Raw genomic sequence first — 16,333 nt, 5'->3', positions numbered from 1 at the left:
CCCAAACTTCTCTATTCTTGGATAGTTTAACATATTTCTACGAGTATTTCTGGTGTTTTCTGAAAATAATCAAGGAAGTGAGACTGTGCCATTCGCCCACTTAGCAGGAATGACTTTATTCGTGTTTCCCCAATTATCATGGACTTTATAATAACGTTCACCAGAAGCTGATTCATAGTAAGCATAAGCTGTGACCCAATGATTACCGTAAGTACTGCCTAGTAGTTTTAAAATGCCGATCATTACCGGTTTTCCTTGGCGAATTCTCTTTGTTGCTCGTTGCCAAGACCCCACTACTGTACTTCTGGCGTAAATGGGTTCTTGTTGTGTTTTAAAAAAGGCGGATATCCCTGAGCTTACTTGAATCGGTATGGTGGGAAAGCCTAAAGGTTGGATCGTGTGACGTAGCTTTTGGATCAATTCTTTTGCATCGCGAGAATCTTTTTGGCGAATATCTGATGGAATCAGATCCGACACACAATAATCTTGATAGTAGGCAAGCAGCACTGCTGCCGCATAAGTACCACAAAGATAACCAGATGGCGTTCGCCACTTTTTATAAGTCAAGAAACGTTGCTCAGGCAAGCCTACCCAACAATCCACTAAATGTGTGGTTGACTGTTGTTGCGCCCACTTTGTTAGAAACGTGTCGATCATTTCATCGTCACTAGTTGCTGCATCTATACTTGTTTCTTGCCAAGTAATGGATGTTGCGATACTTTTTGAATAGCCATCCACCGCCGTAATAACTTCGATAGACTGACCTTGACGATCAACGATCAAATAGCTTTCATTTTCAAAAATCACTGCTAAATAGTGTTCGTTCTCCCGTCTTCTTTTTAGCAGACGAAACTCTCTGATTCGCTCTGTTTTTCCGTCGAGCGTGACTTCTTGCCATTTCCCACTTGCATTTTTCAGAACGATCACCGTTGCCAAAAATCTATAAATAGTTCTAACCAACTATAAAAGTTGTCAGATTAATGTTTATTTCCTGTTTCACCGTGCCCGATTTTGCCACTTGCTCGCTACTGTCGTTTGTTCTAACACTCCACAGGCGTCAATTCGGATACAACGAATCCTATATATCTACGTTTTTCTTTTGATTAGAAACTCGTAGATCAAGCACTGTAATTAGCTAAATTCAGACTGGCATTATGATCCCTATCTGTTGTATAACCGCATTTCTCACAATGGTAAATACGTTCACTCAGTTTTAAGTTCACTTTCCTATGCCCGCATTCGTAACACAATTTAGAACTTGGATAGAATCGATCTGCTTCGACGAATTCAATGCCGTACTCTTCACATTTGTATTGAAGTTGACGTTTGAACTCATAAAATTTTTGTTGTGCGACTGATTTAGCTAAGTGCTTGTTCTTCATCATGCCCTTTACATTCAATGTTTCAACAACGATTTTCGATGGTTTGGTTTTCACGATCTCAGTCGTTGTTTGATGGATGTGGTTCTGACGAATATTTGCTAATTTTCGATGTATGTGCCGAATGTTCTTTTCTAATTTATAGATGTTACATGTTTTGACAAATCGGTTTCCCTCCTTGTTCATCTCGTATTTTCGAGAGACGTTACGTTGTAACCGACGTAATCGTTTCTCGATTTTTCTTACTTTGTTTGTCTGGTTGATATTTTTATAAACTTTGCCATTTGAAACAACGGCTAAATTTTTGATACCTAAATCAATACCCAACACTTCAGTGGTTAATTCTTGTTTGTGACATTCTTTTTCAATGCCAACAGAAAGATACCAATACTTGCCATCGAAAGAGATTCGTGGATTGAGATATTTCGTCTTCATTGGCACTTGTTCACTAGTTTTTATCCAACCAATTTTTTCAAGTAGAACGGATTTCGCTTTTACTTTTAATTTGACATTGTCATTATAAAAAGCAGGTTTTGTCTTCTTTCTGGACTTAAAACGTGGCTTCTCTGCTTTCACTCGACTTTTTCCGCTACAGCCATCAAACCATTTTTTATATGCATCACAAGCATCTTTAACTGCCTGCTTTGCAACATTATTTGACACTCGGTTCAACCAAGCATACTTTGGACGTTTTTTTATTTGAGTAATATGCTTTCGCAACTCATTGTTGGTGATAAATTTCCCACCAAATCGATGATTCATTTCCCACATGTGCAATACCCAGTTAAACACCCAGCGAGCCGTTCCAGCTGATTGCCAAAGTTGTTCTTCTTGTTCTTTCGTCGGCCGTAGTCTTATCTTCTTGGCTCGTATGACTTTTTGTACTAGTTTTGATCCCTTTTTTGTCTCCTGTTTCTTAAAAGTTTGTAGACTTCCTTCGTAATGTTTTGCCCATTTTCCGGCTGGATAGTTCATATTTGTTCTCACCTCAATAGTAAGATACGCCCTATCTAGCCATTCAAACGATTTTTTTACTATTTCTAAATTCTATCCTACTGCCCTTGACCTCCACCTACATTATAAGGGATAGACCTAAAAAAATAAATCAGAGTGACTAATAGATGATTGGTTGTTTTTAACATTTTTCTTGATTTGTATGGACAGAAATTGAACTTCTTATCCGTCAAAGAAGCTGATTATGCCTCCAATCACTTGTGCTTCTTTGGAGTAGATTTTACGTTCCATTTGTTTATTCTGCTTTTTTGTTAGATAATGGGCACACGGAACTAAAAAGGAGCGATGATTCAATGAACCAAGAACGTTTGAAACAAGATTTTTTTGAAGCAGTAAATGAAGAATGGTTAAAAACAGCAACAATTCCTGCCGATAAACCAGCGACTGGCGGGTTTCAGGATTTAGTTGATGGCATTGATCAACTAATGATGCAAGAGACAGATAAGATGTTAGCTGATCCGTCATCTGTTACGTCTGACAAGATGCGTCAATTCCTTGCGTATTACCAATTGGCAAATGATTATGCCTATAGAGATCAATTAGGTGCGACACCTTTACAACCAATCCTTGAACGGATCGAAAAACTTACTTCTTTTGATGAACTAAATCAGCAATTTCCAGACTGGACATTGGATAGCTTACCGCTACCTGTTGTTTTAGATGTGGATGCAGATATGAAAAATGCACAAGTCAATGCCTTTTTCGCCTCACCACCGTCTTTATTTTTACCAGATAAAACTTATTACGAAGCAGAACATCCAAATGGTGCTCAGTTATTGTCCGTCTTTTTTGATATGATGGTCCAACTTCTAGAAATGACAGGCAAAGAAAGAAGTCAGGCTGAAGCAATCGTTGAACAAGCGATCCAATTTGATAAATTGATTGCGCCTCATGTCAAAAGCGCAGAAGAAAATGCGGACTACAGCCAAATGTATAATCCAAGAGCCTTTACTGAATTTACGGCATATACAGATGCACTTGACTTAACTGCCTTGAGTACTGGCTTGATTGGCACACACCCAGATCAAGTGATCGTTACAGATCCTGTCTACTTTGAACATTTAGCTGAACTGTTGACAACGCCTCATTTTCGACTACTTAAAAGCTGGATGATCGTAAAAACTGTGCGTTCATTAAGCAGTTACTTGTCTGAAGAGTTCCGTCAAGTCAGTGGGATCTTCTCTCGAACTTTATCGGGAACTGATGAAGCAATGCCGCAAAAGAAAGCAGCATATTACCTTGCTTCAGGGCAATTTGATCATGTACTTGGAGATTACTATGGCAACAAATACTTTGGTGAAGCGGCGAAAAAAGATGTCGAGCAAATGGTCAAAAAAATGATCAACGTTTATCAAAAACGACTTGAAACAAATGAATGGTTAAGTGATGCGACACGAGAAAAAGCAATCGTCAAATTGAACAAATTAGGCATCCAAGTCGGTTATCCTGACAAAATCCCTGCTTTGTTCGATGCATTCCAAACAGTTCCCGCAGATGAAGGTGGAACCCTTCTTTCAAATGCATTGAACTTTAGTCATCTGACGTTAAAGGATCGTTTCAGTAAATGGAACAAACCTGTCGATCGTAGTGAGTGGGAAATGAGTGCAGACACAGTCAATGCGTACTATCACCCATTCCGCAACGTCATCGTTTTCCCAGCTGCGATTTTACAAGCGCCATTTTATAGTTTGGAACAATCTAGTTCAGCAAACTTCGGCGGAATCGGTGCAGTTATTGCGCATGAGATCTCTCATGCTTTTGACAACAACGGCGCAAAATTTGATGAATTCGGTAATTTGAATAACTGGTGGACAGAAGAAGACTTTTCTCATTTCCAAGAAAAAGCACAAGCTATGATCGAACAGTTTGATGGTGTACCTTTTGCAGATGGCACAGTCAATGGCAAACTGACTGTTTCTGAGAACATTGCCGATGCTGGTGGGCTAAGTTGCGCACTAGAAGCCGCAAGGACAGAAGACGATTACTCAGCAGCCGATTTCTTCATGAATTGGGCAACGATCTGGCGCACAAAAGCGAAAAAAGAATACCAACAATTACTTTTACAAATCGATGTTCATGCACCTGCAAAACTACGTGCAAATATCCAACCTCAGAACTTAGAAGAGTTTTATGAGGCATTCGAGATCACTGAAGAAGATCCGATGTATCTAGCACCTGAAAAACGTGTGCATATTTGGTAATTTTTGTGATCCAGCTACGAAAATCATGGAATAGTAACTAGTAATAACCAAAATAAAGCGACCCCAAAAGTTAGATGAATGATCTAATCTTTGGAGTCGCTTTTTTATCCCTTAATAATCTCAGCACCAAGCGCTGTTTGAAAATGCTTCAACGCCCAGTCATGTCCGATTGGATCAAAACTAGCAACTGCATCTTCATAAATAAATAATTGATAGCCTAAGTTATACGCATCGACCGCTGTATGCAAGACACAAATGTCTGTACAAACGCCTGTTAAATATAGCTCAGTAATCCCACGTTCACGCAAACGAATATCGAGATCTGTACCGCTGAATGCTGAATAGTGGCGCTTATCGATCCAATACACGTTGGCTTGCGTTTGGTGTTCCTTATAAATCTCTTGCAAGGAACCATATAGATCACGACCATTCGTTCCGATCACATTATGTGGCGGAAACAAGTTGTTTTCTGGATGAAAGTCATCCGTTGGGTCATGGGCATCAATAGCAAAGACGACATAGTCATTTGCTTCAATGAAAGATTTTGTGTGGTCTGTCAATGCTGTTTCAATCGCTTGCCCGGCTTCTCCAGTAGTCAATTTCCCGTCATCTGCAACAAAATCATAGGTGTAATCAATCGAAATCAATGCTTTCATACGGTTCACTCCTTATACAAGATGTTTGACAAACTCAATCACCATTTCAGCTGAACGTTTTCCTGCTTCTTCAATGAATTCGTCAAAGCTTTGTGTTGCTGAATGGTCTGCTGTATCACTCATTGCTCGCACGATCAAGAAAGGAATGTTGAATTGTTGCGCTGTTTGACCAACCGCAGCTCCTTCCATTTCACAAGCAAGTGCTTCAGGGAAATTCCCTAAGATCTCTTGGACTTTTGTTGGAGAATCAACAAATGTATCCCCTGTAACGATCAAGCCTTCTTTGGCATTTAAGTTGGTTGCTTCTGCGGCTCTTTTCATTTCTGAACGTAAATACGTACTTGCTTCATAGTAAAGAGGCATCCCTGGTAATTGTCCTGGTTTATAGCCAAAACCTGTCACGTCTGCGTCAAAATAGGCAACTTTGTCAGAAATCACGACATCCCCTACACGTAGCCCTTCACCAATACCGCCAGCTGATCCTGTATTGATGACCATGTTGACACCATATTGTTGGATCAGCAAGCTTGTTGTGATCGATGCCAAGACTTTTCCGATGCCTGAACGTACAACGATGACTTCATGATTTCCTAAAGAGCCTGAAATAAACAAAGCCCCCGCTCTTTCCCATGATAACGGTTCGCCTAATTGCTCTCTTAAAATTTTTACTTCTTCTTCCATAGCGCCAATGATTCCAATTTTCATCTACTAGTTCCTTCTTTCTATAAAAATGCGACTGCTAGAAAAACGATGGCTAACAATAAAATGACGATAACCAAGCCTTTCATTAAAATAGCATTCCATTTGCGTGTTTTTTCTCGTTCGCCGGCTCTTGTTTTTGTGATCGGCTTGTTTTTCTTTTGTTCTTTGCGATAAAAGCTCGCGATCTTTTTTTCTTCTTGTTTGTACGTGGCTTCCGCTTTTCTTTGTTTTTTCAATGATTCTTGTGCTTGTTCTTGCTGTCGCTTGCGGATTTCACTACGTGTGACTAGCGGTCCTTTGACCATCCATCGATCCCTCTACTTTCCTTTGTTCATTGATTCCCAGTATTGAATCGCATAAATCGTTTTGGCATCGCAAATGACTTGATCTGCCATCGCTTGTTTTGCTTCTGGTAAAGTCAGCGCATAAAGCTCCAATACCTCGTCCTCGTCTTGTGCTAGAGGCTGTTCTACTTTTTTGATATTTAATGCATGATAGATATGCAAAAGTTCATTTGCAAATCCTGGTGACAAATACATGGAAGTCAAATGTTCCAATCGCTCTGCGCGGTAGCCCGTTTCTTCTTCTAGTTCTCTGGCCGCAGTGATCTCAGGCGCTTGTTTCTCTCCTGGATCGATTTTACCTGCGGGTATTTCCAGAATCACTTTTTCTAAAGGTTTACGGAATTGTTTGACTAATAATAGACGTTCCTGTTCATCAAAAGCAATGATCCCCACACCACCCGGGTGAAAGACCAGCTCACGTTTTCCGACATTGCCATCTGGTAAACGAACATCATCGACAGCTACATCAATGATCGCGCCATGATAGATTTCTTTTCGTTGGATCGTTTTTTCTTCAAACTGTTCGTATTCAAGCATCATTTCCCCTGCTTTCTTTTGTCCTATAATAACTACTTTTTTTGATTTTTTCAATTTTCTTTTTGATTTCTTACTTAGTTTAACATATCCAAACCTTAGAAATTCTATAAACTCGTAAAATCCACCTTTAGTCCGATACTAATTATTAAGTAGGGTGTGCTAAAATGAAGGAGTAGATGAATCGAATGGTCAACGAATATACTTGGAGGTTTTTATAATGATCAAAAAAAATTGGAAATGGATCTTAGGTTTACTCTTAGTGATACTGTTCTTTAGTTATAATGATGTATCGATCACATCAATGATCTTGCTGATTGGCGCTGTTTTGGTGATTTGGGGACTTTTCGGTTTTCGTAGCAAACCTAAAGATAAAACCGCATTACCCGATCTTTCAGACAAATTAGCATCCCATTATAGCGAAAATGGTATGACACCTAGCGAAATCTCTTATTTTAGAGAAACGATGAATCAAACAAAAAATGAAATTGAACAGCTAGAAAAAAATATGCACGAAACAGCGAAGTTAAAAGCAATCGATCTTCGTCACGAACCTGTAAAAGCAGCAAAAGGGTTGTTCAAAGAACTTGTAAAAGAACCTACTCGCCTGCACGATGCGAGTCAATTTCTTTACACCCACTTGCCAAATTTAGTGGATTTGACAAATAAATACATCGAGATCAATGCACACGAGATCAAGAATAAACAGACTTACCAGAAATTGGAAGAAAGCAATCAGATCATTGATCAACTCGCTTTATTAGTTGCTAAAGACTATCAAGATTTCGTATCCGAAGATCTGGAAGATATCGATGTAGAGATATCTGTTGCGAAACAAAGCTTAAAGCGTGATAATAAAGAAGAACAAGAAGAATAAGCAACTCGTCTCTAAGACTCGGAACAGTTAGACATCGTCTGCCTGTTTCGGGTACTTTTTCTAGCTTCATTCGATAAGGAGGAAATTATATGGAAAATAAGCCAAATTTACCAAAACAAGAAGTAACCCCAGTTAATGATACTTTAGAAGACTTACTGAATAATCCATTTTCGACACCTGTCGATAAATTGACCCAAACACAGCAAAACGAAATCAATGCTTTGCAAGAGCAACAAACAGCTGCCCGTTTGATTGATAAGTTACCTGCCGAAAGACAAGAACAAGCAAAACAATTAGCAGAAAAAATCGATGTGACTGATTCTCAGTCTGTCATCAGCTATGGTTCCGCTGCCCAAACAAAATTAGGTGAATTCTCACAGTCAATGTTGAATCACGTACAAGCGCAAGATATCGGACCAGTCGGCGATTCATTGACTGAACTGATGTATCGCTTGCAAGAAGCGAATCCTGATGAATTACGTGCCGGCGAAGGAAATATTTTCCAACGCGTATTCGGCAAAGTCAAACAATCGATTTATGAAGTGACTGCAAAATATCAAAAAATCGGTGCGCAAATCGATAAGATCTCAGTCAAATTAGACAAAGAAAAAGATGGTCTATTAAAAGACAATTTGATGTTAGAACAACTTTATCAAAAGAATAAAGATTATTTTGATGCGTTGAATATTTATATCGCTGCTGGCGAGTTAAAAATGGAAGAACTACAAACAACGATCATCCCAGAAGCGATGCGAAAAGCAGAACAAACAGGCGATCAAATGGATGTACAGATCGCCAATGATTATACACAGTTTCTTGATCGCTTAGACAAACGTACCCACGATCTACGTTTAGCAAGACAGATCACGATCCAACAAGCACCACAGATCCGTTTGATCCAAAACACAAACCAAGCGTTAGCAGAAAAGATCCAAGCATCGATTGCTACAGCGATCCCATTGTGGAAAAACCAAGTGGTTATCGCGTTGACTTTACTTCGTCAAAAAGATGCTGTTACTGCACAACGTCAAGTTTCTGAAACAACCAACGATCTGTTGAAGAAAAACTCAGAAATGTTGAAAATCTCTGCGATCGAAACAGCGAAAGAAAACGAACGTGGTATCGTGGATATTGAAACATTACAAACGACACAAAATGATTTGATCGAAACGATCCAAGAAACACTCCGTATCCAACAAGAAGGAAAAGAAAAACGTCGCCATGCAGAAGTCGAGCTTGGCCATATGGAAGAAGATTTGAAACAAAAATTACTAGATTTAACACAATAAATAAAAAAACCTTGTACGAAGCAATCTGCTTGATACAAGGTTTTTTGTTTCCTATTTTTCGGTATTCATCTTACTGTGTTTATAACCATAACCAAAATAAATCACTAGTCCGATGACCATCGTAATCGCAAAGACTAACCAAGTCACCGCTTGTAGACGTGACATCAAAACGAGACAAGATAAAATCGAAATGATTGGTAAAATCGGCACCAACGGCACTTTGAACTCGCCAGCTTTTGGTTTACCAAACATTTTACGCAATTTCAATAATCCTAGACTTACTAACATCAGATAAGCTAATGCCATGATGTTCGTCAACTCTGCCAAAATATTCAACGGGAAGAATCCGGCGAAGAATAATGCGGCGATTCCTGCTGCATAAGTCGCTTTCTTTGGCGTACGGTGTTTCTTATCGATTTCTGTCATGAATTGTGGCAACAAGCCATCTTTACTTACTGCAAACAATAAACGAGCTAATGAATACATCATTGAGATCGTAACCGTCAATAAGGTCAAAATCGCCCCAACAGCGATGATTGCACCTACTGTACCATGACCGACATAACGCATTGCGAATGCCACAGGATCATTTACCCCTAATTCTGTATAAGGAACGATTCCTGTTAAAATCAATGTCACAATGATATATAAAACTGTTGCGATCAAGATCGAACCGATGATTCCACGAGGTACATCTTTTTGCGGATTTTTTACTTCCTCTGCCGCCATCGCTACCGCATCAAATCCTAAGAATGCGAAGAAAACTAATGCTGCGCCATCCAGTACTCCTTCGAAGCCGAACGGTGTAAATGGTTGCCAATTCTCTGGCTTAACAAAAAAGATTCCTACAATAATAAATAATGCAATGATTCCAAATTTCACATAAACCATCATGTTGTTCAATCGTAACGCTTTCTTTGCCTCCAAAGAAACAACGTATGTGACGAAAATCACAACAAGCACCGCAATTAAGTCGATGTATGTACCATTGGCTGGGTTATATCCACCTGTTAGAGCAGTTGGCAAGCCAAAGCCAAGACTTTCAATAAACCCTTGTACATAACCGGACCAACCAGACGCGACAGATGAAACGGCTAATAAAAACTCACCGATCAATAGCCATCCAGTCAACCATGCAGCAAATTCTCCAAATACGACATAGAGATACGCATAAGGTCCACCGATCACTGGTACGCGTGACGCAAATTCTGCAAAGCTTAGACCAGATAAAATCACAACGATCGCTGCTAAGACAAACGATAATGATAGTGCTGGGCCTGCATTTTGGTTTGCTGCCACTCCTGTTACGACAAATATTCCTGTACCGATGATCGCGCCAATACCAAGCATGATCAGATCGGATGTTTTTAGTTCTTTCTTCATCTCACTCGTATGATTGAGATTGATTTCTTTCTTACGAAACAAATCCATTTAATTTCCTCCCCCTGATTTTGAGTATATAAAAAAACAGCTTTACGCTGTTTTCATATACCCTAAAAGAATACCACCAAAAATAACTAAAAGGCAACCTACAATTACAAATATAAGCTCTTTTTTTGTCTTTTTCTCACCTAAGATAAAAATACCACCTAGAGTTGAAATGATGATTCCCATTTGTGAAAGAGAGAAACCTACTGCTAGTCCTAATGACTTCACAGTCAATAGCATACATACGTTACCGATTCCCCATAACAATCCGCTTGCCATGTTTTTCCAAACATATTGATCGACTTTAACTTTTCGGAATGCAAAAAAGCTTGCTCCTAAAATCATCCCGATACTTTGCGGTAAAATAATCGACATCGCATCTAAGTTTGCCCAGTTAACGATGATCGTATACACACCATAACCTAACGTAGAATAGATCAATGCTCTGAATCCCTTACCAAAATCAAGCATTGTATTCTCTGTATCAACTTTTCCTTCATCATCTTGTCTAGCCGTCAAATACGCACCGCTTACAAGAAGAATCAATGCTAAAATACCGTAAACATAATCTTTTGTTTGCGTCCATTCATGGAAAAACACAGCACCCGCAATCGTATTCAAAATCAATTGAAAACCAGTCGATAACGGTAACCCTACAGATACACCCATGAATTTCATCCCATGGAACTGACCGTTTTGACCAACGCTCCATGCTAGACCAGATAGAAAACCAATCAATGCGATCCACGGTGTGATTGTTGGACTAACGATGAAAAAGGCAACGAGTGAAAAAAGAAATGCGCCGATCGTCATCCCTAATGTTTGTTGATTGGCATCGCCACCGATCTTTCCACTGACTAAACCAATACTCCCCCATGCTACCATTGGGACTAATGCGATTAATAATTCCATAACCATTCTCCTTCTTTTCAATGTCACATGTTATAGAACATATCAACGAAAACGTTAACAACACAAGAGTTATTTTTTATTTCTCACTTTTTTCTAACTTAACTTCATCAACAGTTCTCTGAAGTGTGAGCAGACACTAAGAAACCAATAAGCAAAAATCAGCCACTGCTCCGAAAATCAGCCGATTTTCGAGCAATGGCAAATACATTCGACATTAAAATTTTTTAAATCATTCGCTTATTGTAAGTAGAGTCGCTATGATCTCCATGGGCAAAAGAAGTCTATCTTTCGTCGCTAAAAATGTTTCATAGACTGACTTCAGAAACAAGTATGAAAATCTCCTTGATTTTAACGCTCTTCTTGGTAAAAACTCAAGATAGGGAAAAATAAAGTCATCGTCGTTCCTTCTCCCTCGATCGAATCAACAGTGAGCGTGATCCCGAGTTTTTCAGCCAGATTTTTAGCAAGGTACAAGCCTAAGCCAGTAGAATGTGTTTTGCTCAGACGACCATTCGCCCCCGTAAATCCTTTGTCGAAAATCCGTCCAACATCTTCTTTTGGGATACCGATCCCTGAATCTTTGACAGAAAAGTTTACGCCTTTTGGGGTTTTCTCGATCAACAATTTGATCTCACCTTCATCTGGCGTATACTTGATAGCATTGCTAAGAATTTGTTTAAAAATAAACGCTACCCATTTCGAATCCGTTAAAATCGTTTGGTCTTCACCGATTACTTCATAGCGTATCTTCTTTTGGATAAAATAATTTGCTTGGCTACGAATGACCGGTTGGATGATGCTCTTGATACTGTATTCTTGAATCAAATAGTCCCTTGAAAAACTATCCAAGCGAGCATAATACAATACTTGTTCGACATACTCATCGATTTTAGACAACTCGTTTTCTAACAGCGTATACTTTTGATCGTCAATATCAAACTCAATCGAGCGTAACAGTAATTCTGAAGCTGCTACGGGAACTTTGATTTCGTGGACCCATGAGTCGATATAATCTTTTTGATCTTGTTGATTCGTGATGGCTTCTTGCATCACTTCCTGATGTTCACGTATCAGCTGATTGATATAAGCCTCCACCAATTTTTCTTCTTCCGTATGTCCACCATCCAAATAATTTTGTAAAGGGGAAATTTTTTGCAGATTCGACAATTTCGCCCACCATCTACGTTTACTTAAATAACTGACAAGCAAGAAAAAGAGTAAAAAGACACCTTCGATCAAAGCTAGGTATGCAATCGTAGCCCAGTCTACTGTGATATTAGGGGCTAACCACATGACAAAAATCGTCAACAAAATGAAAAATACCCAGCCAACGATCAGCGACCATTGATCTTTCAAATACTTAAAAAAATTCATAGTTATCTTTCATCCTTTCAGGGAACGATATACCCCTGGCCGACTTTTGTTTCGATATAGCCGGTGATACCTGCTTGTTCGATCTTACGACGCAAACGATTGATGTTGACCGTCAATGTATTGTCATCAACAAACCGTTCATCATCCCATAATGCACGCAATAATTTTTCGCGAGTCAAAATCTTGCCGTGTTGCTTCATTAGAATGAATAACAGGCGATACTCATTTTTACTCAAATCGATCATTTCGCCATTGATCTCCATACTGCCGTTATCAACATTCAATGTGATGCCATTATGTGTCATCATCTCACTCGACAACTCACCATAATTGTATGAACGACGTAACAAAGCATTGATTTTAGCAATCAAGACATCGATTTGGAACGGCTTCGTCACAAAATCATCCGCCCCCATATTCATTGCCATGATCATATCCATATTGGTATTACGACTTGAAATAAAAATGATCGGTACTTTAGAGATCTCACGAATTTTTTGACACCAATAATAACCATCAAAAACGGGTAGATTGATATCTAACAGAACAAGCTGCGGTTCTTCTTTTTCAAAATCAGCAAAAACCTGATTGAAATCTGATGTTCCATACGTTTCAAATTGCCATTTCTCCAACTCTTCCATAATCAGCTGACGAATGATCTCTTCATCTTCTACTACCATAATTTTAGCCATGATATACCTCCGATGTTTTTCTTGTACTAACCATATCAAAGAAGCAAACATTCTACAAGTAACAATAGGTCGTGAGAAAAGCGTTCTGACCTGAGCAGTAAGATTATAAAAACAGAAAGTAGTACCTCGTGACGAAAATCCCCTTACTTACTTTCCGTCAATAAAATGAGAATACAATTGGAAACAAACATTCTTTTTCATTTTTGGACAAAAGCTATTTCGTCGATTTGCTTCATTCTTTTTCTTTTGACCGACTCAAGCTCACAGAATAAAACATTGTTAAATCAACGTTTATAAATTATTTTTGATAATCAGAGCGTTTCCTTTGAATTTTTTTCTATTCCATATAACAATAGTAATGTATTAAAAAATGATTAGGAGGAGATTTGATGTTTAGACACCAAAAAGAATTACAGTTTGAGGCAAAACCAGATCGTCCGAATCCATTAATCGCAAAATATTTACAAGAATTGATTGGCGGACAATATGGTGAAATGAGTGTAGCGATGCAATACCTTTTCCAAGGTTGGAGTTGTCGTGGGGAAGAAAAATATAAAGATATGTTAATGGACATTGCGACAGAAGAACTTGGACACGTTGAAATGTTAGCGACGATGGTTGCTCGCTTACTCGAAGATGCACCTGTTGAAGATCAAGAAGAAGCAATGAAAAAAGACCCAACGATCGGTGCGATCATTTCCGGTATGAATCCTCAACATGCTATCGTAGCTGGCTTAGGACCACGTCCTGCGGATAGTGTAGGTAATCCTTGGAGTGGTGGCTATATTATTGCTAGTGGGAACTTACTTGCTGATTTCCGTGCCAACTTGAATGCTGAATCTCAAGGAAGACTACAAGTCGCTCGTATTTACGAAATGATCGATGATCGTGGCGTAAAAGACTTACTTTCAGTTTTATTAGCTAGAGACAGCTATCACCAAAATCTTTGGGCAGCTGCTGTAAAAGAATTAGAAGAAACTGAAGGCGGTATCCTTGTTCCTACAACCTTCCCAAGAGAAGAAGAACGTAAAGACATTGCCTATGATTTCTATAACCTTTCAGAAGGTGACGAAAGTAGCGAAGGCTCTTGGGCAAAAGGCAAAGCGCTAGATGGTGAAGGAGAATATCAATGGTTGAAAGAACCTAAAATTGAAGGCGAAGCACCTAAATTAAAACCAGTAACGCCTAAAATGTACGGTACACCTCCAAAAAAATAAACGAAAAGCAAAAACTGATGCCTCCAACGTAGTGGGCATCAGTTTTTTTGTGGATCACTCGATCAACAGGATTCCGTCTTCGACGATCTTCCCGAAAAATAAGAAAATACTACTTGTGAATAACAACGTCATATTCACACCAAAATAGATGGCTATTTTTTCTAAATAATTTTTGATTTCTTTTATTTTAATATACATAAACGCCAAGAAATTGACGCCGTAAACTAAAATGGTCAAGAAAATGATCATGTTTGTCATCACTGGCTCGTTCGCCTCTCTTTCACTGTCTAGTTGTTCAAATTGATTGGCACTTTGGGATGCTACGACTTATTCCGAGATCGTTCGATCAAATTACCTACCATTAAGTCCAGCACTCCTACCGTTTCGTAGTATCTAAACAACTACCTGTTTGTTTAGCGCTTCCATTGATGACTAGATAAAAAAGCGAACCTATTCCCTCATTTGCTCTAATTTTTCGGCAAAAGACTGAGCTTCTTCTTCTGTTCGACAAATAATAATGAACGTATCGACCCCAGCAATCGTTGCAGCGACTTCTGGATAATTTACTTCATCTAACCAATTCGTCACGACGTCCGCACCATCTTTTTCAGTCAAGACCACGATCATGAATTGGATGGGTTGGATACGTAAGACTTCACGTTTGACCGCATTTCGTAAGCGATCTTCCATTAAAGAATCGGCTTGTTGATTGAATAACGCATACCTTATCTGTTTATTCTCATCTTGGACCTTAACGAGCTTCAATTCGCGGATATCTCGTGAGATCGTTGCTTGAGTTGCATTGACACCATTCATCTGTAAATGATTCAATAATTCCTCTTGCGTACCGATCGCATGTTCCGTGATCAATTGGCGAATCAATGATTGTCGTTGATTTTTTTTCATACAAAAAACACCTCTTCGTATCTAATTATAGCAAAAAACAAGTAATCTATCGGTTGCATTTATTTGATTTCTGACACTTCGTCTGGTTTGTCTTGTTCTACGGTCACTCGTAAAATCGTTTTTAATTTTTCTGGTGCAACCCTTCTTGGATCACTCATATAGATTTCTTTATGCTCTTTTGATGTTCGGTGATAGCCTTTTTCTTTAAGAAATACATCCAGCTTTTCAAATGTTTCTGGTTCATCATCGTATGGACCAACGTGTAAGATTTGCGCAACCATGCCTTCTTCGATCGACGTGAAGAAAAGTTGACTCACTAAATCTTCTGGGATTTTACTTGCGGCTCGCGTTAACGCCTCTGAAGCCACTTGAGAGGTAACAAAATCCGGTTGCTGGATCATCAACTGATAAGAAAAATGTTCCTTTAACATCACTGGTTCATTCAAAAATTTTTCTTGTAGCCCCCAATGACCTTCTAAAGGATAAACGGTGTAAGGTGCATAATCAGGAATCAACCAGCCACTTTTTTGTGCCATTCGGATCGTATAACTTACAGCATATAAACAGCCTATACGACGCTTGAATTCTTCCCCGTTTGGATCACCTACTCCATTGATACAAAAAAAGTTTTTAGCACGGAGTTTCAGTAGCTGTGGTTTCTTTGACATACGATAACTAGGGTCGTTTTTTCGCCATTCGATTTTTTCCATAAGCCCTCCTTGTTTTGTTCTTCACTACTATCATAACTCTTTTACATTCGCTTGGCTAATCTGGTTGACACTATTTTTAGACTTATGCTAGAATAAGC

General features: G+C 39.0%; 17 protein-coding genes. 4 read left to right on the top strand and 13 right to left on the bottom strand.

All coding sequences use genetic code 11. The features are described 5' to 3' along the window. Window positions 1-69: 69 nt before the first annotated feature. Both DOK79_RS09280 and DOK79_RS09275 read right to left on the bottom strand, forming a co-directional pair. The gene (locus DOK79_RS09280; protein WP_242543303.1) at window positions 70-936 is read right to left on the bottom strand and encodes a dihydrolipoamide dehydrogenase; all 867 of its coding nucleotides are present in this window, start codon (window positions 934-936) and stop codon (window positions 70-72) included. Window positions 937-1,118: 182 nt separating this feature from the next. Then, window positions 1,119-2,354 (bottom strand): RNA-guided endonuclease InsQ/TnpB family protein, encoded by a 1,236-nt coding sequence (locus DOK79_RS09275; RefSeq protein WP_242543302.1) that lies wholly within the window; start codon window positions 2,352-2,354, stop codon window positions 1,119-1,121. Window positions 2,355-2,686: 332 nt separating this feature from the next. Here DOK79_RS09275 and DOK79_RS09270 point away from each other — a divergent pair, with 332 nt between their 5' ends. After that, window positions 2,687-4,594, top strand: a complete 1,908-nt coding sequence (locus tag DOK79_RS09270) for a M13 family metallopeptidase (protein ID WP_206857013.1) — start codon at window positions 2,687-2,689, stop codon at window positions 4,592-4,594. A 104-nt stretch (window positions 4,595-4,698) separates the two neighbouring features. On the opposite strand, the gene DOK79_RS09265 is transcribed toward DOK79_RS09270, so the two are convergent. The 4 genes from DOK79_RS09265 to DOK79_RS09250 are packed head-to-tail and all read right to left on the bottom strand — an operon-like array spanning window position 4,699 to window position 6,833. Continuing rightward, window positions 4,699-5,250: a cysteine hydrolase family protein gene (locus tag DOK79_RS09265; protein WP_206857012.1), complete on the bottom strand. Its 552-nt coding sequence runs from the start codon at window positions 5,248-5,250 to the stop codon at window positions 4,699-4,701. Window positions 5,251-5,262: 12 nt separating this feature from the next. Continuing rightward, window positions 5,263-5,955 carry a 5'-methylthioadenosine/adenosylhomocysteine nucleosidase gene (locus DOK79_RS09260; protein WP_206857010.1) on the bottom strand — a complete coding sequence of 231 codons (693 nt, stop codon included), beginning with the start codon at window positions 5,953-5,955 and terminating at the stop codon, window positions 5,263-5,265. 17 nt (window positions 5,956-5,972) lie between these two features. Then, window positions 5,973-6,257: a cell wall synthase accessory phosphoprotein MacP gene (gene macP / locus DOK79_RS09255; protein WP_206857008.1), complete on the bottom strand. Its 285-nt coding sequence runs from the start codon at window positions 6,255-6,257 to the stop codon at window positions 5,973-5,975. A gap of 12 nt (window positions 6,258-6,269) precedes the next feature. Further along, entirely contained in the window at window positions 6,270-6,833 is a 564-nt protein-coding gene (locus tag DOK79_RS09250; RefSeq protein ID WP_206857003.1) for an NUDIX hydrolase, read from the bottom strand. A gap of 217 nt (window positions 6,834-7,050) precedes the next feature. On the opposite strand from DOK79_RS09250, the gene DOK79_RS09245 reads away from it, so the two are divergent. Together DOK79_RS09245 and DOK79_RS09240 are read left to right on the top strand one after the other, a co-directional pair. Next, window positions 7,051-7,707, top strand: coding sequence for a 5-bromo-4-chloroindolyl phosphate hydrolysis family protein (locus tag DOK79_RS09245; protein WP_206857002.1), 657 nt, complete (start codon window positions 7,051-7,053; stop codon window positions 7,705-7,707). 89 nt (window positions 7,708-7,796) lie between these two features. Then, complete coding sequence (locus DOK79_RS09240; protein ID WP_206857001.1) at window positions 7,797-8,996, top strand: toxic anion resistance protein; 1,200 nt, start codon at window positions 7,797-7,799, stop codon at window positions 8,994-8,996. Window positions 8,997-9,047: 51 nt separating this feature from the next. Here DOK79_RS09240 and DOK79_RS09235 read toward each other — a convergent pair whose 3' ends face one another. The 4 genes from DOK79_RS09235 to sapR form a co-directional block, all read right to left on the bottom strand. After that, window positions 9,048-10,427: an APC family permease gene (locus DOK79_RS09235; RefSeq protein ID WP_206856999.1), complete on the bottom strand. Its 1,380-nt coding sequence runs from the start codon at window positions 10,425-10,427 to the stop codon at window positions 9,048-9,050. Window positions 10,428-10,469: 42 nt separating this feature from the next. Continuing rightward, entirely contained in the window at window positions 10,470-11,336 is an 867-nt protein-coding gene (locus DOK79_RS09230; protein WP_206856997.1) for a GRP family sugar transporter, read from the bottom strand. A gap of 348 nt (window positions 11,337-11,684) precedes the next feature. Next, entirely contained in the window at window positions 11,685-12,710 is a 1,026-nt protein-coding gene (gene sapS / locus DOK79_RS09225) for a two-component system sensor histidine kinase SapS (protein WP_206856995.1), read from the bottom strand. A gap of 17 nt (window positions 12,711-12,727) precedes the next feature. Then, the gene (sapR, locus tag DOK79_RS09220; RefSeq protein WP_206856994.1) at window positions 12,728-13,402 is read right to left on the bottom strand and encodes a two-component system response regulator SapR; all 675 of its coding nucleotides are present in this window, start codon (window positions 13,400-13,402) and stop codon (window positions 12,728-12,730) included. A gap of 389 nt (window positions 13,403-13,791) precedes the next feature. On the opposite strand from sapR, the gene DOK79_RS09215 reads away from it, so the two are divergent. Further along, window positions 13,792-14,619, top strand: coding sequence for a manganese catalase family protein (locus tag DOK79_RS09215; protein WP_206856993.1), 828 nt, complete (start codon window positions 13,792-13,794; stop codon window positions 14,617-14,619). 54 nt (window positions 14,620-14,673) lie between these two features. Here DOK79_RS09215 and DOK79_RS09210 read toward each other — a convergent pair whose 3' ends face one another. From DOK79_RS09210 to DOK79_RS09200, 3 genes are all read right to left on the bottom strand, one after another. Further along, window positions 14,674-14,880, bottom strand: coding sequence for a hypothetical protein (locus DOK79_RS09210; RefSeq protein WP_023519183.1), 207 nt, complete (start codon window positions 14,878-14,880; stop codon window positions 14,674-14,676). Window positions 14,881-15,069: 189 nt separating this feature from the next. Continuing rightward, window positions 15,070-15,525, bottom strand: a complete 456-nt coding sequence (locus DOK79_RS09205; RefSeq protein ID WP_206856992.1) for an arginine repressor — start codon at window positions 15,523-15,525, stop codon at window positions 15,070-15,072. A 59-nt stretch (window positions 15,526-15,584) separates the two neighbouring features. Beyond that, a complete protein-coding gene (locus DOK79_RS09200; protein WP_206856991.1) occupies window positions 15,585-16,235 on the bottom strand; it encodes a GyrI-like domain-containing protein in 651 nt (216 codons plus the stop codon). Between the last annotated feature and the right edge of the window lie 98 nt (window positions 16,236-16,333).

Source organism: Enterococcus sp. DIV1094, assembly GCF_017316305.2.
Taxonomy (GTDB): domain Bacteria; phylum Bacillota; class Bacilli; order Lactobacillales; family Enterococcaceae; genus Enterococcus_B; species Enterococcus_B mangumiae.
The sequence above is the reverse complement of the archived record's forward strand: the minus strand, read 5'-3'. Positions and strand labels throughout refer to the sequence as shown.